Origin of the sequence: Streptomyces sp. 2131.1, from assembly GCF_900105515.1 — a bacterium.
In the GTDB taxonomy this organism is placed as follows: domain Bacteria; phylum Actinomycetota; class Actinomycetes; order Streptomycetales; family Streptomycetaceae; genus Streptomyces; species Streptomyces drozdowiczii.
In genome coordinates this window covers 4,311,733-4,328,629 of the sequence record NZ_FNSY01000001.1, presented here as the reverse complement: position 1 = coordinate 4,328,629, position 16,897 = coordinate 4,311,733, and the positions used below count along the sequence as shown (strand labels likewise).

Genomic DNA, 16,897 nt, shown 5'->3' with positions numbered 1-16,897 from the left:
CACCAGGAGCGAGCACGATGCGTAACCTCGGGGTCACAGCCGAACGCCGTGTCGGAGGGGAATCCGCGTGCCCGGAATCGACGAGTGCCTGCTCGACGTCATGAGACTGCCCGGTGCCAGGGGCGCCGCCGTCGTCGACTGGACGAGCGGTCTCGCCCTCGGCACGATCGGCGAATCGCCCAACGGCGACCACGAGGCCACCGCTGCGGAGACGGCGGAGGTGGCCCGGATGGCGGCCGAACAGCCCGCCTTCGCGGCCGGGTTACCGGACACGGCGGGCGGTGCCGGGAGCGCTCCCCCGGTCGAGGACGTCATCGTCACCACCCCCGCCGGCTACCACATCCTGCGGTTCGTGGAGACGGACTTCGACAGCAGCGTCTTCCTCCACCTGTGGCTGGACCGCGCGGAGGGCAACCTCGCGCTCGCCCGGATACGCATCGGCGAGATCGCCGAGCGGCTGGTCCTCGCGTGACCGCCGCCCTCGCGGACGAGACCGCCGCCGCCCCCGTGCTCTCCCCCATGCTCCAGCGCCTCGCCGCCGAACGCGCCACCGGCGCCCTGATGCGCGACCGGGGCACGCTGTACCTCGCCGACGGCGAGGTCGTACACGCCGAGAGCCCGGAGACGCCCGGGATCGACATCCTCCTCACCCGGGGCGGTGCGCTGCGCCGCGAGGGCTGGTGGGACGCGGTCGCCGAGGCGGGGGCGGGCCGGCGGGTCGGGCGGCACCTGGTGGACAGCGGGCGCGTCCCGGGCGGCGCGCTGGAGCTGTGCCACCTGGGCGCCCTGTACGACGCCGCCTTCTTCGCCCTCGCCCCGACCAGGACACCGGCGCGCTTCCGGTACGGGGTGGGGCACTGGATCGGCCCCGTGCGCCCGGTCCCCGTGGACGCCGTACAGCGCGAGACGCTGCGGCGCCGGGAACTGCTGGACCGGATCTGGCCGGACGCCGCGGTGGACACCGCCCCGCTGATGCGGACGGGCGACCCCGCCGACGCGCCCGTGCCGCCGGGCCGGCGCCGCGTCCTCGGCCACGTGGACGGGGTGCGTACGGCCACCGCCATCGCGCGGGAGCTGGGCAGGTCCGCGTTCCACGTCCTGGTCGACCTGCGGCGCCTCGCCGCGGCCGGGCTGGTCGAACCGGTCCCGCCGACGGCCACGGCCGCCGCGGGCGCGGACCGGATCGCGCTGCCCGAGGTCACGGCCGACCCCGACGTCGCCCTGCTGCGCCGGCTCCGAGACGCATTGGAGGCCCTGTGATTCGCGCGCTCAGACAGCGTGCCGGGAGGAGACAGCTGATGGTGCCCGAAGCCGAAGCGCAGGACGTCCTGGCGGAGCTCCAGCGGTTACGGGCACGGGTACCGCTCCTCTCCGGCGCCCTGGCGGCCAGCACCGACGGTCTGGTCCTGGCCCACGACACACCGGGGGTTGAGGCCGAGGGGGTCGCCGCGCTGACCGCCGCCGCGCTGGGCGTCGCGATCCGGATGACCGACGCGACCGGCCGGGGCGGCTTCCGCGAGCTGGTCGTACGCGGCGAGACGGGCTACATCGCGACGTACGCGGCGGGCTCCCAGGCCGTCCTGACCCTGCTGGCCGAGGACCGGATCAACGTCGGCCGGCTGCATCTGGAGGGCCGCCGGGCCGGCTCCCGTATCGGCGAACTGGTCGACCGGGCCCTCGCGCGGGCCCCGCAGCCCGCCCCCGTACCACGCGCCCCGCAGCAGCCGGGGGCCCTCCCCCAGCGCCCGACCTGAGACCACTGACATCACCGCACCACGCAACGGAACCGGCCGCAGCGGCCGGTCAGAGAAAGGGAGCACCCACTCATGGCGAACACCGAAGCGTCACTGAAGGAAGCGATGTCGTCCATCGAGGGCACCACCGGTGTCGCCCTCGTCGACTACACGAGCGGCATGGCCCTGGGCACGCTCGGCGGCGGCAAGGACTTCAACCTGGAGGTCGCGGCCGCCGGCAACACCGACGTCGTACGGGCCAAGCTCCGCACCATGGAGCACCTGGGCATCAAGGACGAGATCGAGGACATCCTGATCACCCTGGGCACCCAGTACCACCTGATCCGCCTCCTCAAGACCCGCGGCAACAACGGCCTGTTCCTCTACCTGGTCCTGGACGGCAGCCGTGCGAACCTGGCGATGGCCCGCCACCAGCTGAAGAAGATCGAGGCCGATCTGGAGGTGTGAGGCGCGGGGCGGGGGCGGGGCGTCGGCCCCCGCCCCGGTCACTCCACGAACAGCCCCCGCACCGCCGCCCCCGCGTCGAACTCCTCCAGGCGGGACTGGGCGTCCGGAAGGGCGTCGCACATCGCTTCCAGGAGGACCCGGCCCAGGAGCATCGGGGCGCAGGCGGTGTCGAAGGCGAGGCCGGTGCCGACGGCGGCCGGGATGAGCAGGTCGCTGTGGCGGGCCACCGGCGCGAACGCGGAGTCGGCCACCGACACCACGGTGAGCCCCCGGCCGCGCGCGTATGCGAGCGCGTCCACGACCTCGCGCGGGTGGCGGGGCAGCGCGAAGCAGATCAGCGCGGTCGCCCCGGCCCGCCGGGCCGCGTCGATCCGGTCGTGCAGCATGCTGCCGCCCTCGTCGAGCACCCGGACGTCCGGGTGCACCTTCGCGGCGAAGTACCCGAACCCCCGCGCCTGCGAGGACGCCGCGCGCAGCCCCAGCACCGGCAGCGGCCGGGACCCGGCGAGCAGCCGGCCGGCCCGCTCCACGGGGCCCGGGTCGGCGAGGAGTTCGGCGAGGTGGCGCAGGTTCTCGATCTCGCCGAGCACCGCCTGCTGGTACTCGTTGTACGTCTCCTCGCCCTCACCCGCCTCCGCCCCGGCCGGCGCGACCTCGCGCAGGTGCTTGCGCAGCGCGGGGTAGCCGTCGAAGCCGAGCGCCACGGCGAACCGGGTGACCGACGGCTGGCTGACTCCGGCGAGCTCGGCCAGTTCGACGCTGGAGAGGAAGGGGGCGTCACCGGCCCGGCGCACCATCGAGTGCGCGATACGGCGCTGCGTGGGCGTGAGCCGGCGCCCCTCGAACAGCTCCTGCAACCGCGCGGCCGGGCTGCTCCCGCTCATCCTGTCCCCTCGGTAGGTCCGCCGCGCCGAGGCCCGGCGCCGACGGATCCATTCAGCCAGCAAGGGGTCTGCATGTCCATATGCAGCCCGGCGAACAGGGGGGCTAGCCCCACTGCCCCGGCCGCCCGCGCTTCGTACCGTGAGAACCATGGACGCACCCGACACCGAGCTCGGCAAGGAGCTCAACGCGACTCTTCAGGCCCGTAGCGAGCTGGGGGCGGACTACGACTCCGCGCTCGTCGAGTCGTTCCTGGAGAAGGTCGAGCAGCGGCTCGACGCCACGCTCGACCGCCGGGTCCGGCGGCACCTCGCCGAGGAACGGACCTCCGTCGCCCGGGGCGCGCGGCCCCCGGCCCAGGCGCAGGGGAACTTCGGCGAGCGGTTCGGCTTCGGGATCGTCTCGCTGGTCCTGGCCGTCCCGCTCTCCGCGATCGGCGCCGCGAACGCGGGCATCGGCGGGCTCGTGGTGGCCTGGATCGGGATCGTCGGCGTCAACGTCGTCCAGGCCGGGCACGGCAGGCGGCTGTTCCGGGGCCGCGAGGAGCGGCGGACGGCCTCCGACTGGGAGGGCTGACCGTCACGCCTGACGGGTCGGCAGGACGACCAGCTGGCGCAGGTTGACGTGCCGGGCGCGGCTGGTGGTGTACGCGATGAGGTCGGCGATCTCGTCGGAGGAGAGGCCGCCCAGCGCCTCGAACATGCCGTCCAGCTGACCGCTCAGCTCCGCGTTGTCGACGTGCCCGGCCAGCTCCGAGTCGGTGAGGCCCGGCTCGATGTTGGTGACGCGGACGTCGCGCGGCCCGAGTTCGGTGCGCAGCGAGGCCGACAGATAGGTGAGCGCGGCCTTCGTGGCGCCGTAGACCGCGTAGTTGGGGAACGTGACGTGCGCGCCGATCGAGGAGATGTTGACCAGGTCGGCGGTGCGGCCCTCGGCGGCGGCGGCCACCAGATCCGCGGTGAAGGCCCGGATGACGCGCAGCGCGCCGGCCACGTTGGTGTCGAGCATCCGCTGCCACTCGTCGGCGCGCCCCGCGTCCAGCGGGTTCGGCAGCATCACCCCGGCCGCGTTGACCACCAGGTCGACCCGGCCGAACTCCCGGTGGACCAGGTCCGCCGCCGCGTCCACGGACGCCTGGCCGGTGACGTCGGCGGCGACCGCGAGGGCCCGGCCGCCGTCCGCGGTGATCTTCGCGGCCAGCTCCTCCAGCCGCTCCGCCCGGCGGGCCAGCAGCGCCACCCGTACGCCCTGGGCGGCGAGCAGGCGGGCGGTGGCCGCGCCCATGCCGCTGGCGGCTCCGGTGATGACGGCGGTCCGGTCGGCGAGGGTGTCGTACAGCATGGGGTGCTCCCTGGTGTGGTGTCCGGTCCGTGGTGTCCGGGCTCGGCACCACACTCCGCCGGGCCGGGGCGCGCACCCAGGGATGCGTTGTTCCTGGGTCTGCCAGTACCAGGCTGGGCGAGGCCCCTTCTCCTACGATCACAGCCATGGACGGCGAACTCGGTGACTTCCTGCGCTCACGGCGTGCCCGCATCAGCCCCGAGGACGTGGGGCTCAACTCGTACGGCCGCAGGCGGGTTCCGGGGCTGCGGCGCGAGGAGGTGGCGCAGCTCGCCGGGGTGAGCGTCGACTACTACATCCGGCTGGAGCAGGGGCGCGGGCCGAGCGTCTCGGACGCCGTGCTCGACGCGATAGCCCGGGTGCTGCGGCTCGACGAGACGGAGCACGCGCATCTGCGGACGGTGGCGCGCCCCAAGGCCCGTAAGGCGTCGGCCCCTTCGGCGCGCCGGGTGCGGCCGGGGCTGCGGCTGCTGCTGGACCTGTTCGACCGGGCGCCCGCCTTCGTGCTGGGCCGCAGGATGGACGTGCTGGCGTGGAACGCGCTGGGGGACGCGCTGGGCGGCTTCTCCGGGCTGCCCGCCGGCGAGCGCAACATGCCGCGCCAGGCGTTCCTGGCCCCGGGGGCGAGGGAGTTGTACCCGGACTGGCCCGCGGTGGCGGCGGAGACGGTCGCCTACTTGCGGCTGGACGCGGGGCTGCACCCGGACGACAGGGAGCTGGCGGCCCTGGTCGGCGAACTGTCGCTGAAGAGCGAGGACTTCCGCCGGCTGTGGGCGGACCACCAGGTGAAGGCGAAGACGTACGGCGTGAAGCGGATGGTCCACCCGGTGGTGGGCGAGCTGACGCTGCCGTACGAGACGCTCGCGGTGCCGGGCGAACCCGAACTCTCGCTCGTCGTCTACACCCCGGAGCCGGGTTCGGAGACCGCCGAGCGCGTCGCCCTGCTGGCGAGCTGGTCGGCGGACGAGAGGGACGCGCCGGTCGCGGGCGCGTAGGAACGGTTGTCGCGGGGACCGCCGCACCCCCGGTTTCCCAGGGGGCGGGACGACGGCGGTCCCCGCGGAGGACGCGGCCCGGGTCAGGGCCGGGTGGCGCGTCCGGGCGACGGTGGAGGTCCGGGAGCCGCTCCGTAGTCCGTTGTCGCCGTTCCGGTGCCGGCGGGTTCCCCCGCCGACACCCACCAATCTGCCCGAGCCGTGTTAAGCCGGTGCTGCGGCCACATGACGCACGCGTACCGTTTTCGCGAAACGCGCGCGGACCGTCCGGCTACTTCGCCGCCGGAGCGTCCTTCGCCAGGTAGGCCAGCAGGTCCTGGCGGCTGACGACGCCCTTCGGCTTGCCCTCCACCAGCACGATCGCCGCGTCCGCCGCGCCGGTGCCGCCGAGCACCGCCATCAGGTCCTCGACCGGCTCGCCGGAGCCGACCTGCGGCAGCGGCGGCGACATGTGCTTCTCCAGCGGGTCGGTGAGCGAGGCGCGCTGGGCGAACAGCGCGTTCAGCAGCTCCCGCTCGACCACGGACCCGATGACCTCGGCGGCCATCACGTCCGGGTGGCCCGCGCCCGGCTTCACGATCGGCATCTGCGAGACGCCGTACTCGCGCAGCACGTCGATCGCCTCGCCGACCGTCTCCTCCGGGTGCATGTGGACGAGGGTGGGGATCGGCCCCTCCTTGTGGTTCAGGACGTCCGCGACCCGGGCGGAGGGCCCGGTGTCCTCCAGGAAGCCGTAGTCGGCCATCCACTCGTCGTTGAAGATCTTCGAGAGGTAGCCGCGCCCGCTGTCCGGGAGCAGGACGACGACCACGTCCTCGGGCCCGAGCCGCTTCGCGACCTCCAGGGCGCCCACGACCGCCATGCCGCAGGAGCCTCCGACGAGCAGCCCCTCCTCCTTGGCGAGGCGGCGGGTCATCTGGAAGGAGTCCTTGTCGGACACGGCGACGATCTCGTCGGTGACCGTCCGGTCGTACGCGGAGGGCCAGAAGTCCTCACCGACGCCCTCGACGAGGTACGGACGGCCGGAACCGCCCGAGTAGACCGAGCCCTCCGGGTCCGCGCCGACGACCTGGACCGCGCCGCCGCTGACCTCCTTCAGATAGCGGCCGGTGCCGCTGATCGTGCCGCCGGTGCCGACGCCCGCCACGAAGTGGGTGATCTTCCCCTCCGTCTGCTCCCACAGCTCCGGACCGGTGGTCTCGTAGTGGGAACGCGGGTTGTTCGGGTTCGAGTACTGGTCGGGCTTCCAGGCTCCCGGCGTCTCACGGACCAGCCGGTCGGAGACGTTGTAGTACGAGTCGGGGTGCTCGGGGTCGACCGCCGTCGGGCAGACGACGACCTCCGCACCGTAGGCGCGCAGGACGTTGATCTTGTCGGTGGACACCTTGTCCGGGCAGACGAAGACGCACTTGTAGCCCTTCTGCTGCGCGACAATCGCCAGGCCCACGCCCGTGTTGCCGCTCGTCGGCTCGACGATCGTGCCGCCGGGCTTCAGCTCGCCGCTCTGTTCGGCGGCCTCGATCATGCGCAGGGCGATGCGGTCCTTGACCGACCCGCCGGGGTTGAAGTACTCGACCTTGGCCAGGACCGTCGCCTGGATGCCGGCCGTGACACTGCGCAGCCTCACCAGCGGGGTATTGCCTACGAGACTGATCATCGAATCGTGGAATTGCACCGTGTACTCCGGGATCTCCGAGATGGTCCGGCAAGCGTATGCGTACGGGGACGAGATTGGGTCGCGCGATTGAACGACGGCCGGTAGCGGGCAGGTAGCTCTCTGTACGGCTCTACGGCGGTACGTGCGACGAGGAGGTGGACCGGACTGTGTCGACGGCAAGGGTGGCACGGCGGATCGCGGCGGGCGCGGCCTACGGCGGTGGCAGCATCGGGCTGCTGGGAGCCGCGGCGGTGGGTGTCCTGCTGGCGGAGGTCCAGCTGGCGAAGCGGCAGGTGGGCGGCGGGGTCGCCCCGGTCCCGCCGAGCGCGGACGGGCGGTACGGGGTGGCGTTCACGGGCCCGGCGGAGCCCTTGCGCCTAGGGCTGCTGGGGGACTCCACGGCGGCCGGACAGGGGGTGCGGCGGGCCGGGCAGACCCCGGGGGCGCTGCTGGCGTCGGGGCTCGCGGCGGTGTCGGAGCGGCCGGTGGATCTGCGCAACGTCGCGCTGCCGGGTGCGCGGTCGGACGATTTGGAGCGGCAGGTCTCGCTGCTGCTCGCGGACCCGGCCCGGACGCCGGACGTGTGCGTGATCATGATCGGCGCGAACGACGTGACGCACCGGATGCCCGCGACCCAGTCGGTGCGCTGCCTGACGACGGCGGTGCGCAGGCTGCGGACGGCCGGGGCGGAGGTCGTCGTCGGGACCTGTCCGGACCTGGGCACGATCGAACCGGTGTACCAGCCGCTGCGCTGGCTGGCCCGCCGGGTGAGCCGGCAGCTGGCGGCGGCGCAGACGATCGGCACGGTGGAGCAGGGCGGGCGCACGGTGTCGCTGGGCGACCTGCTGGGCCCGGAGTTCGAGGCGAACCCGCGCGAGCTGTTCGGCCCGGACAACTACCACCCGTCGGCCGAGGGCTACGCGACCGCGGCCATGGCGGTGCTGCCGACGCTGTGCGCGGTGCTGGGCCTGTGGCCGGAGTCCGACCGCCTGGACGGCGCCCGGCGCGAGGACATGCTGCCGGTGGCCAAGGCGGCCTCCCAGGCGGCCAAGGAGGCCGGTACGGAGGTCACGGGGGCCCGGGCGCCCTGGGCCCTGCTCAAGCACCGCAGGCGGCGGCGCCTGCCCGCGTCCACGGAGCCGCATCCGCATCCGCACCCGGAGCCCGGCGGCTCGACGCGCCTCGACCACCGTCCGGAGGCGGACGGCGACGGCACTCCGAGGCACGCGTGGGTCCGCCGGCCGAGCGGGCGGCCGCGGGAGTGACGCCATGGCCCGGGCGGCCGCGGGAGCGACGCCGTCGCCCGGGCGACCACGGGAGCGACGCCTGCGGCGGCCGCCTCGGGACGGCCGCCGCGGCCGGGCTCACCGGCGGCGGCCGTCCGCGGAATGAGATCCTTGACTGAGCGGTTGCTTAGAAAAGAGGCCCGCATCACATGCCGCCTCGGGTGACCCCGGCGCTACGTCCGGGTAATTTCCAGAGCAGTCGTGCCGTACCGCCGGGCCTGCCCGCCACCCCGGGCAGCCGGTCAGCCCTCAGCCACCATGGAGCCGCGTGATGCCCGAAGCCGTGATCGTCTCTGCCGCCCGTTCGCCCATCGGCCGGGCCTTCAAGGGCTCGCTGAAGGACCTGCGCGCGGACGACCTGACCGCCACGATCATCCAGACCGCGCTGGCCAAGGTCCCCGAGCTGGACCCGAAGGACATCGACGACCTGATGCTCGGCTGCGGTCTGCCCGGCGGCGAGCAGGGCAACAACCTGGGCCGCATCATCGCCGTGCAGATGGGAATGGACCACCTTCCCGGCTGTACGGTCACCCGCTACTGCTCGTCCTCGCTCCAGACCAGCCGCATGGCTCTGCACGCCATCAAGGCCAGCGAGGGCGACGTCTTCATCTCGGCCGGTGTCGAGATGGTGTCCCGCTTCGCCAAGGGAAACTCGGACAGCCTGCCGGACACCCACAACCCGCTCTTCGCCGACGCCGAGGCCCGTACCGCCGCCCGCGCCGAGGAGTCCGGTGCGAGCTGGCACGACCCGCGCGAGGACGGCCTGGTCCCGGACGCGTACATCTCCATGGGCCAGACCGCGGAGAACCTGGCCCGGCTCAAGGGCGTCACCCGCCAGGACATGGACGAGTTCGGCGTACGGTCGCAGAACCTCGCCGAGGAAGCCCTGAAGAACGGCTTCTGGGAGCGCGAGATCACCCCGGTCACCACGCCGGACGGCACCGTCGTCTCCAAGGACGACGGCCCGCGCGCGGGCGTCACGCTGGAGGGCGTCCAGGGCCTGAAGCCGGTCTTCCGCCCGGACGGCCTGGTCACGGCGGGCAACTGCTGCCCGCTCAACGACGGCGCCGCCGCGCTCGTGATCATGTCCGACACCAAGGCGCGCGAGCTGGGCCTGACCCCGCTGGCCCGGATCGTCTCCACCGGCGTCTCCGGCCTCTCCCCCGAGATCATGGGCTACGGCCCGGTCGAGGCCAGCAAGCAGGCCCTGAAGCGGGCCGGGCTGACCGTCGGCGACATCGACCTCGCCGAGATCAACGAGGCGTTCGCCGCCCAGGTCATCCCCTCCTACCGCGACCTCGGCCTCCCGCTGGAGAAGGTCAACGTCAACGGTGGCGCCATCGCCGTCGGCCACCCCTTCGGCATGACCGGCGCGCGCATCACCGGCACGCTGATCAACAGCCTCCAGTTCCACGACAAGCAGTTCGGTCTGGAGACCATGTGCGTCGGCGGCGGTCAGGGCATGGCCATGGTCATCGAGCGTCTGAGCTGATCAAAGCGGGCAGCGGACCCTCGGAGGCCACCGAGCCCCGACCGTGACCGAATCTCCCCCAGGATGTGATCTACGTCCTGGGGGAGTGTCGTTTTCGCAGGTCACACCGGAAACAGGGGTAGACACCGGGCACAAAGACCTGTCCAATTCGTGACGTAATGCACTGACACAGGGTGCCGCTTGGGCCCAAGCTGATGTAGGAAGTCGGGGGATCGATTGAAACCGGGAGTATGTCAGTGAGCGCCATGCCTCTTGCCCTGTTGCTGACCACCGCCGCCGCCACGGCCGTGGGCGCCGCCGCTCTGCACGCTGCTCACGGGCTGCGCAGGCAGGTCTCGGCACTCCGGAAGGAACTCGCCGACGGTCGCGCCCTTACTGCCGCAGTACCCCCTCAGACCCGCAACGACACCACCTCCGCCGAGGAAATCCGCGCGGCCGTCGCCGAGGCGCTGGCCGAGGAGCGGGAGCGCGAGCTGGCCGAGGCCCGCGCGTTCTGGGCCTCGCAGGAGGCGCGGGACGCCGCCGACGCCCCGTCCCTGCTGGGCGGGCTGGCCGGCCTGGGCGAGGACGCCCCGTTCTTCATGCCGCGCCAGAGCGACTTCGCCGGCCTCGACGCGATGGACCTCGACGCGACGGAGGCCCTGGACGAGCTGACCGAGCTGGCCGGGCTGAGCGAACCCGTCGAGCCGGCGGAGTTCCCCGAGGACTCCCCCGAGCTGGCCGCGGCCCGCCGCCGCCACCCCTCGCACCCCGACTTCGTGCCGGTCCAGACGCCCGTCGTCACCGACCACGAGCGCACGGTGAACCGCCTGGAGGAGCTGGCGGACAGCCGTACGGAACTCTCCGACGTGCGCCCCGGCCCGCTCGGCACGCTCGACGTGTACGTGTTCGCCGACGGCACGACGCTCTGTATGACCCCCGGCCACCGCGAGACGGCCGAGCGGCTGGCCGACTCCCTGCGGGCCGGTGAGCACCCGGTGCTGCTGGGCGGCTCCGGCGTCTCCGGCGCGTACGCGCTGACCTTCTCCTGCGGCAAGGAGAGCGTCTACATACTCGCCGACCGCGTCATAGCGAGCTTCTGAGCCCGCGCCGACGCCGGTCCCCGGCCCCCCCGGAGGCTTGCCCTCCCCACGCGCCGCGCGCCCTAGCCGAAGGCCCGCGCGGCGGCCTCCCCGACGAATTGCACGGCCTCGTCCAGCTCCGCGGACGGGGCCGTTTCCAGTGCCACGGCCAGGTCCCGCCCGGCGACGGCGAGCTGGTCGCCCACCGCGAACACGCCCGCGTCCGGCATGACCCTCGGCTCCCGTCCTGGCTCCTCCGCGCGCTGGGCCCGCGCCGACAGCTCCCGCGCGGTGGCCAGGCCCGCGGCGGCGGCCCCGCGCTGCAGCCTGCTCTGCGGGGCGGCGCGCAGCCGGTCGGCGAATCGGTCAACGGCGATGATCAGGGGCGTCGTATCGAGCACCCCGCGACCCTACCCACCCGCACACACGGAAGCGGCCCGCGGCCTCCGGAAGGAGACCGCGGGCCGCTTCGGGTCCGCAGGGGCGATCAGTCGTCGCCGCTGAGGATGGAGAGCAGGCGCAGCATCTCCAGGTAGATCCAGACCAGGGTCATGGTCAGGCCGAAGGCGGCCAGCCAGGACTCCTCGCGCGGAGCGCCGTACGCGATGCCGTCCTCGACCTGCTTGAAGTCGAGGGCCAGGAAGCAGGCGCCGAGGATGATGCCGATGACACCGAACAGGATGCCGAGGCCACCGCTGCGGAAGCCGAGGCCGTCACCGCCGCCGAAGACGGCGAACAGCAGGTTGACGGCCATCAGGAGCAGGAAGCCCATGGCGGCGGCCATCACGAAGCCGTAGAACCGGCGGGTGACACGGATCCAGCGCATCTTGTAGGCCAGCAGGACACCGGCGAAGACACACATGGTGCCCATGACCGCCTGCATCACGACGCCCGGCCCGATGTACGTGCTGACCGCGCTGGAGATGACGCCGAGGAAGACGCCCTCGAAGGCGGCGTACGCCAGGATCAGCGCGGGTACGGGCTTGCGCTTGAAGGACTGGACGAGCGACAGCACGAACGCGATGAGCGCCGCGCCGATGGCGATGCCGTACGACTTGTTGAGGTTCGCCTCGTCGACCGGCAGCAGCGCCCAGGCGAGCGCGGCGCCGAGCACGACCGTGCCCAGCGTCATCGCCGTGCGCGTGACGACGTCGTCGATGGTCATCGCGCCGGTACGGGCCGGCGCGGGGGCGCCCGTGGGGGCGTAGGGGTTCGTCGCGTACGGGTTCGGGGCGGTGCCCTGCGCGTACGGGTTGGCACCCGCTGCGGGGGCCCCGGCCTGCGGCGCCGCGTTGAAGCCCGCGTAACCGTTGTCGCGGCTGAAGCCCCGTCGCGAGAAGACCGGGTTGCTGCTCCTCATCTCACTCCTCCATGGCCACCCAGCGTGGCCTTCCCACAAGAGTAATGGGTAGGCAAAGCAATCAGCCTAGTGCCGAAGGAGGATCTTTCCCCGACCCGGGCCCCACGCGGCTCCGATACCGGACACCTACCGCTCCGCCGCGGCCTCCGCCAGCCGGTCGAAGGTCCCCCTCAGCACCGCTCGGCGCTCGTCCTTGAACCCGTCGGCCGGCTCCAGGCCGTCGATGGTCCGCTCCCACACCGCCATGTACGCGTCCCGCCACTGCCGGACCACCTCCGGCGCGGGCAGGCTCACGCCGACCCAGCCGCGCTCGTGCAGGAGCAGGAGGAGCTCCAGATCGCAGGGGACGGCGACCCCGTCGTACTCGTCGGGCTCGATCCCCGCGGGATCCCCGCCCATGGCCTCGCCGACCTCGGCGACGAGCCGCTCCACGAGCCCCGAAAGATGGTCCGCCGCCGTATCACTGTCGAAATTCCCCGCACCCCAGGTGCCCATGGCCCGCCCCACGTCGTCGTTGTCCGGGCTGTCATCCCACCACCGGGCACTGACAACGGGCATTCGCAGGAGGAGCGGGGGGAAGGGAACCCCGAATTCCGGTCCGGGACCGGACGATTCCAGGGGGTCGTATCCTTGCGGCGCCGAAGGCGCTGTGGTGCCCGGAACCGGACTCGAACCGGTACGCCCCCGAGGGGCAGCGAGGTTTAAGCTCGCCGTGTCTGCATTCCACCATCCGGGCTGGCGCGCGGCTCCGCGTTGGCACATGACCCTATCCGGGGGGCCCGGCGCGATCAGCCGAACAGTGGCTCGATGTTGTCTTATTTATCGATCTCTTGAGCCTCCGTCAGCGCACGTCGGAGGCATACCCACATGCCCGGGCGAGATGGCGGCAGCCCCGGGGTGCCGGGTGAATTGACGGAAAGTCGCCGCACCGACACAGTCGATTCGCCAGGGGCGCGCCACTGATCGCCAGGGGCACGCCACCCGGTGGCCGGTTCCGGCGCCTCACCCGGCCGTCCAGGCGCCGCGCGCGCGGGGGCGGATGTCATACCCGAGGAGGACGCCGACGGGGTCGTCGTGCGACTCAAGAGGGCCCCGGGAACGGGCACCGGGAGTGACGACCGGAGGCCGTCCGGCGGAGACGATGGAGCGGTACCCCTGACCCGGGGCCCACGCCGACGCGGCGGGCCGCCGGGCGGGCCACGTCCCGTACGCACCCCACCCTGGAGTCTGCTGTGACCACCATGTCCACCGCTCACCGCGCCACCGCGGTGGCCGCCCGCGCCACGGAACTGTCCAAGGTCTACGGCGAGGGCGAGACCCGGGTGACCGCTCTCGACCGGGTCACCGTGGACTTCCCGCAGGGTGAGTTCACCGCGATCATGGGCCCGTCGGGCTCCGGCAAGTCCACGCTGATGCACTGCGTGGCCGGCCTCGACAGCTTCAGCAGCGGTTCGGTGCGCATCGGCGAGACGGAGCTGGGCTCGCTCAAGGACAAGCAGCTCACGCAGCTGCGCCGGGACAAGATCGGCTTCATCTTCCAGGCGTTCAACCTGCTGCCGACGCTCACCGCCCTGGAGAACATCACGCTCCCGATGGACATCGCGGGCCGCAAGCCGAACCAGGAGTGGCTGCACCGGGTCATCGACATGGTGGGCCTCTCCGACCGGCTGAAGCACCGCCCGACCGAGCTCTCCGGCGGCCAGCAGCAGCGCGTGGCGGTGGCCCGCGCCCTCGCCTCGCAGCCCGAGATCATCTTCGGGGACGAGCCGACCGGCAACCTCGACTCGCGCTCCGGCGCCGAGGTCCTGGGCTTCCTGCGCAACTCCGTGCGCGAACTGGGCCAGACCGTGGTGATGGTGACCCACGACCCGGTCGCCGCCTCCTACGCGGACCGGGTCATCTTCCTGGCGGACGGCGCGATCGTCGACCAGATGATCCGCCCCACCGCCGACGGCGTACTGGACCGGATGAAGGCGTTCGACGCCAAGGGCCGCACCAGCTGAGCCGGCCCGTACCGGCGCTTCGTACCTTTTCCTCCGGCACCTCCCCACCCGGGCCGGCAGACACCCAGGACTGACAGACATGTTCCGTACCGCCCTGCGCAACGTGCTCGCGCACAAGGCCAGGCTGCTGATGACGATCCTCGCCGTGATGCTCGGCGTGGCCTTCGTCTCCGGCACCCTGGTCTTCACCGACACCCTCGGCAACGCCCTCCGCAACCAGTCGGCCAAGAGCTACGACGACATCGCCGTCGCCGTGACCACCTACGCCGACCAGCGCGACGAGAAGTCCCGCGCCATCGACGCGGCCACCCTGGAGAAGATCCGGGGCCTGGACGGCGTGGCCGAGGCCACCGGCCGGGTCGACGGCTTCGCCGGGGTCGCCGACCCCGACGGCAAGCTGATCGGCAACGGCTGGTCCAACACCGGCTCCAACTTCGCCCCCGGCAAGGACGGCAAGGACGCCGCGTACACCTTCACCGACGGCAGCGGCCCCACCGCGCCCGGCAGCATCGCGCTGGACCGCGACACCGCGGACAAGGGCGAGTACAAGGTCGGCGACACCGTGCGCGTCGCCACCAACGGGCCGGTGAAGGAGTACACCCTGTCCGGGGTCTTCACCACCCAGGACGGCGCGGTCAACGCCGGTGGCAGCCTGGTCCTGTTCGACACCCCCGTCGCGCAGAAGCTGTTCCTGCGCCCCGGTGAGTTCAAGGACGTCTCCGTCACCGCGAAGCCCGGCGCATCCGACCGGAAGCTGCTGGCCACCGTGAAGCCGCTGCTGCCCGAGGACGCCGAGGCCAAGACCGGTCAGGCGCGCTCCGACGAGCAGGCCGAGGAGATCGAGAAGGGCCTCAGCGGGATCAACTGGGTGCTGCTGTCCTTCGCGGGGGTCGCCCTCTTCGTCGGCGTCTTCCTGATCGCCAACACCTTCACCATGCTGGTCGCCCAGCGCACCAAGGAGCTGGCCCTGATGCGCGCCGTCGGCGCCTCGCGCCGCCAGGTCAAGCGCTCGGTGCTCCTGGAGGCCGCCGTGGTCGGCCTCATCGCCTCCGTCGTCGGCTTCGCGCTGGGCCTCGGGCTCGCCGTCGGGCTGCGCTCGGCCATGAGCCTGTTCGGCGCCAAGATCCCGGCCGGCCCGCTGGTGGTCGCCCCGCTCACCGTCGCCGTCGCCTTCGCCGTCGGCGTCCTGATCACCGTGCTCGCCGCCTGGCTGCCCGCCCGCCGCGCCGCGAAGATCCCCCCGGTCGCCGCGATGAGCAGCGCGCACGCGGTGGCCACCGTCAAGTCCCTGGTCGTACGCAACACCATCGGCGGCATCATCACGCTGCTCGGCACCGCCGGGATCCTCGGCGGCGCGGCCAAGGGCGGGACGGACGGCCGGCTGCTCGTCGGGGGCGGCACGTTCCTGGCGCTGATCGGCGTCATCATCCTGATCCCGCTGCTGTCCCGCCCGGTGATCGCCCTGGTCCGCCCGCCGCTGCGCCGGCTGTTCGGGGTCTCGGGCAAGCTCGCCGCGCAGAACGCGGTCCGCAACCCCCGGCGCACCGGTGCCACCGCCTCCGCGCTGGCGATCGGCCTCACCCTGGTCACCGGCATCTCGGTGCTCGGCGTCACCCTCGGCCGGGCGGTCGACAAGGTGACGACGGACAACATCAAGGCCGACTACATGATCTCGATGGCCAGCGGCGACGCGCTCGACGAGTCCGCGCTGACCGCCCTGGAGAAGGCCGGGGGCGTCACCGCCGTCTCGCCCCAGCAGGCCGTCTGGCTGACGATCGGCGGGCAGGGCGTCTCGGCGTCCGGCGTCACCCCCGGCGACGTGCAGCAGGTGCTGGCCGTCGACACCGTCGCGGGCTCCCTCGACACCCTGGAGAAGGGGCAGATCGCGGTCGCGGAGAAGACCGCGAAGTCGCACGGCTGGAAACCCGGTGACACCGTCGCGGTCACGTACGACGACAAGAAGAAGGAGACGCTGAAGGTCGGCGCGCTCTACAAGGACAACGAGTTCCTCTCGCCGGTCCTCGTCCCCCGCGACACCGTCGCCCCGCACGAGGGCAAGGGCGACATCCGCGAGATCTGGGTGAAGACGGAGGGCGGCGCGAGCGCGGCCCACGAGCAGGCGCTGGTGGACGCGCTGGGCGACAACCCGGGCATGAGCGTCATGGACCGTCAGGACATCCGCAACATGTTCGGCGGCGGCGTCAACCTCGCCATGAACATCATGTACGGCCTGCTCGGCATGGCCCTGATCATCGCGGTGCTCGGGGTCGTCAACACCCTGGCCATGTCGGTGTTCGAGCGCCAGCAGGAGATCGGCATGCTGCGGGCGATCGGCCTGGACCGGCGCAGGGTCAAGCGGATGATCCGGCTGGAGGCGGTGGTGATCTCGCTGTTCGGCGCGGTGATCGGCATCGGGCTCGGCCTGTTCCTCGGCTGGGCGATCGGACAGACCGTGTCCGCGAGCATCCCGCAGTACGTGCTGGTCGTGCCGTGGGGCCGGATCGCGCTGTTCCTGCTGCTGGCCGGCCTGGTCGGCGTACTGGCCTCCCTGTGGCCGGCCCGCAGCGCCGCCAAGCTCAACATGCTGACGGCCATCAAGACCGAGTAGCCGCACCCGCA

Annotated in this window: 17 protein-coding genes and 1 tRNA gene; 11 read left to right on the top strand and 7 right to left on the bottom strand. The window is 72.4% G+C overall.

Translation table 11 applies throughout. The features are described from left to right. Window positions 1–67: 67 nt before the first annotated feature. The 4 genes from BLW14_RS19505 to BLW14_RS19490 all read left to right on the top strand — a co-directional run bounded on the left by BLW14_RS19505 (window position 68) and on the right by BLW14_RS19490 (window position 2,201). Complete coding sequence (locus BLW14_RS19505) at window positions 68–472, top strand: hypothetical protein (protein WP_018524737.1); 405 nt, start codon at window positions 68–70, stop codon at window positions 470–472. A gap of 47 nt (window positions 473–519) precedes the next feature. Then, a complete protein-coding gene (locus BLW14_RS19500; RefSeq protein ID WP_256333013.1) occupies window positions 520–1,260 on the top strand; it encodes a transcriptional regulator in 741 nt (246 codons plus the stop codon). Window positions 1,261–1,298: 38 nt separating this feature from the next. Beyond that, on the top strand, window positions 1,299–1,754 hold the full coding sequence (locus BLW14_RS19495) for a roadblock/LC7 domain-containing protein (protein WP_093708526.1): 456 nt from the start codon (window positions 1,299–1,301) through the stop codon (window positions 1,752–1,754). Between the two features lie 72 nt (window positions 1,755–1,826). Beyond that, window positions 1,827–2,201 (top strand): hypothetical protein, encoded by a 375-nt coding sequence (locus BLW14_RS19490; protein WP_018104045.1) that lies wholly within the window; start codon window positions 1,827–1,829, stop codon window positions 2,199–2,201. Window positions 2,202–2,239: 38 nt separating this feature from the next. Here the strand turns inward: BLW14_RS19490 and BLW14_RS19485 are convergent, their stop codons facing one another. After that, window positions 2,240–3,085, bottom strand: coding sequence for a MurR/RpiR family transcriptional regulator (locus BLW14_RS19485; RefSeq protein WP_093708525.1), 846 nt, complete (start codon window positions 3,083–3,085; stop codon window positions 2,240–2,242). A 148-nt stretch (window positions 3,086–3,233) separates the two neighbouring features. On the opposite strand from BLW14_RS19485, the gene BLW14_RS19480 reads away from it, so the two are divergent. After that, window positions 3,234–3,659: a hypothetical protein gene (locus BLW14_RS19480; protein WP_093708524.1), complete on the top strand. Its 426-nt coding sequence runs from the start codon at window positions 3,234–3,236 to the stop codon at window positions 3,657–3,659. Between the two features lie 3 nt (window positions 3,660–3,662). Here the strand turns inward: BLW14_RS19480 and BLW14_RS19475 are convergent, their stop codons facing one another. Continuing rightward, complete coding sequence (locus BLW14_RS19475) at window positions 3,663–4,424, bottom strand: SDR family oxidoreductase (protein WP_093708523.1); 762 nt, start codon at window positions 4,422–4,424, stop codon at window positions 3,663–3,665. A 146-nt stretch (window positions 4,425–4,570) separates the two neighbouring features. Between BLW14_RS19475 and BLW14_RS19470 the strand changes: the two genes are divergently transcribed. Then, entirely contained in the window at window positions 4,571–5,419 is an 849-nt protein-coding gene (locus BLW14_RS19470) for a helix-turn-helix transcriptional regulator (protein WP_093708522.1), read from the top strand. 271 nt (window positions 5,420–5,690) lie between these two features. On the opposite strand, the gene BLW14_RS19465 is transcribed toward BLW14_RS19470, so the two are convergent. After that, window positions 5,691–7,094 (bottom strand): cystathionine beta-synthase, encoded by a 1,404-nt coding sequence (locus BLW14_RS19465; protein ID WP_093708521.1) that lies wholly within the window; start codon window positions 7,092–7,094, stop codon window positions 5,691–5,693. A 164-nt stretch (window positions 7,095–7,258) separates the two neighbouring features. Between BLW14_RS19465 and BLW14_RS19460 the strand changes: the two genes are divergently transcribed. The 3 genes from BLW14_RS19460 (at window position 7,259) to BLW14_RS19450 (ending at window position 10,936) form a co-directional block, all read left to right on the top strand. After that, window positions 7,259–8,341: an SGNH/GDSL hydrolase family protein gene (locus BLW14_RS19460; protein WP_093708520.1), complete on the top strand. Its 1,083-nt coding sequence runs from the start codon at window positions 7,259–7,261 to the stop codon at window positions 8,339–8,341. Window positions 8,342–8,633: 292 nt separating this feature from the next. Continuing rightward, a complete protein-coding gene (locus BLW14_RS19455) occupies window positions 8,634–9,854 on the top strand; it encodes an acetyl-CoA C-acetyltransferase (RefSeq protein ID WP_093708519.1) in 1,221 nt (406 codons plus the stop codon). A gap of 245 nt (window positions 9,855–10,099) precedes the next feature. Further along, complete coding sequence (locus tag BLW14_RS19450; protein WP_256332840.1) at window positions 10,100–10,936, top strand: hypothetical protein; 837 nt, start codon at window positions 10,100–10,102, stop codon at window positions 10,934–10,936. A 62-nt stretch (window positions 10,937–10,998) separates the two neighbouring features. On the opposite strand, the gene BLW14_RS19445 is transcribed toward BLW14_RS19450, so the two are convergent. From BLW14_RS19445 to BLW14_RS19430, 4 genes are all read right to left on the bottom strand, one after another. Continuing rightward, window positions 10,999–11,316: a hypothetical protein gene (locus BLW14_RS19445; RefSeq protein WP_093708517.1), complete on the bottom strand. Its 318-nt coding sequence runs from the start codon at window positions 11,314–11,316 to the stop codon at window positions 10,999–11,001. Between the two features lie 86 nt (window positions 11,317–11,402). Then, a complete protein-coding gene (locus BLW14_RS19440) occupies window positions 11,403–12,275 on the bottom strand; it encodes a Bax inhibitor-1/YccA family protein (protein ID WP_093708516.1) in 873 nt (290 codons plus the stop codon). Between the two features lie 126 nt (window positions 12,276–12,401). Beyond that, the gene (locus BLW14_RS19435) at window positions 12,402–12,770 is read right to left on the bottom strand and encodes a DUF4259 domain-containing protein (protein WP_177154229.1); all 369 of its coding nucleotides are present in this window, start codon (window positions 12,768–12,770) and stop codon (window positions 12,402–12,404) included. 155 nt (window positions 12,771–12,925) lie between these two features. Beyond that, a tRNA-Leu gene (locus tag BLW14_RS19430) sits at window positions 12,926–13,011 on the bottom strand. Window positions 13,012–13,507: 496 nt separating this feature from the next. On the opposite strand from BLW14_RS19430, the gene BLW14_RS19425 reads away from it, so the two are divergent. Both BLW14_RS19425 and BLW14_RS19420 read left to right on the top strand, forming a co-directional pair. Next, window positions 13,508–14,278, top strand: a complete 771-nt coding sequence (locus BLW14_RS19425) for an ABC transporter ATP-binding protein (RefSeq protein WP_093708515.1) — start codon at window positions 13,508–13,510, stop codon at window positions 14,276–14,278. 79 nt (window positions 14,279–14,357) lie between these two features. Next, on the top strand, window positions 14,358–16,886 hold the full coding sequence (locus BLW14_RS19420; RefSeq protein ID WP_093708514.1) for an ABC transporter permease: 2,529 nt from the start codon (window positions 14,358–14,360) through the stop codon (window positions 16,884–16,886). Window positions 16,887–16,897 lie beyond the last annotated feature (11 nt).

Coding starts and splice junctions, on each gene's coding strand:
- BLW14_RS19485 (WP_093708525.1), bottom strand. CDS start 3,085: ATGAGCGGGAGCAGCCCGGCCGCGCGGTTGCAGGAGCTGTTCGAGGGG.
- BLW14_RS19440 (WP_093708516.1), bottom strand. CDS start 12,275: ATGAGGAGCAGCAACCCGGTCTTCTCGCGACGGGGCTTCAGCCGCGAC.
- BLW14_RS19455 (WP_093708519.1), top strand. CDS start 8,634: ATGCCCGAAGCCGTGATCGTCTCTGCCGCCCGTTCGCCCATCGGCCGG.
- BLW14_RS19435 (WP_177154229.1), bottom strand. CDS start 12,770: ATGGGCACCTGGGGTGCGGGGAATTTCGACAGTGATACGGCGGCGGAC.
- BLW14_RS19470 (WP_093708522.1), top strand. CDS start 4,571: ATGGACGGCGAACTCGGTGACTTCCTGCGCTCACGGCGTGCCCGCATC.
- BLW14_RS19475 (WP_093708523.1), bottom strand. CDS start 4,424: ATGCTGTACGACACCCTCGCCGACCGGACCGCCGTCATCACCGGAGCC.
- BLW14_RS19500 (WP_256333013.1), top strand. CDS start 520: ATGCTCCAGCGCCTCGCCGCCGAACGCGCCACCGGCGCCCTGATGCGC.
- BLW14_RS19495 (WP_093708526.1), top strand. CDS start 1,299: ATGGTGCCCGAAGCCGAAGCGCAGGACGTCCTGGCGGAGCTCCAGCGG.
- BLW14_RS19420 (WP_093708514.1), top strand. CDS start 14,358: ATGTTCCGTACCGCCCTGCGCAACGTGCTCGCGCACAAGGCCAGGCTG.
- BLW14_RS19480 (WP_093708524.1), top strand. CDS start 3,234: ATGGACGCACCCGACACCGAGCTCGGCAAGGAGCTCAACGCGACTCTT.
- BLW14_RS19490 (WP_018104045.1), top strand. CDS start 1,827: ATGGCGAACACCGAAGCGTCACTGAAGGAAGCGATGTCGTCCATCGAG.
- BLW14_RS19450 (WP_256332840.1), top strand. CDS start 10,100: ATGCCTCTTGCCCTGTTGCTGACCACCGCCGCCGCCACGGCCGTGGGC.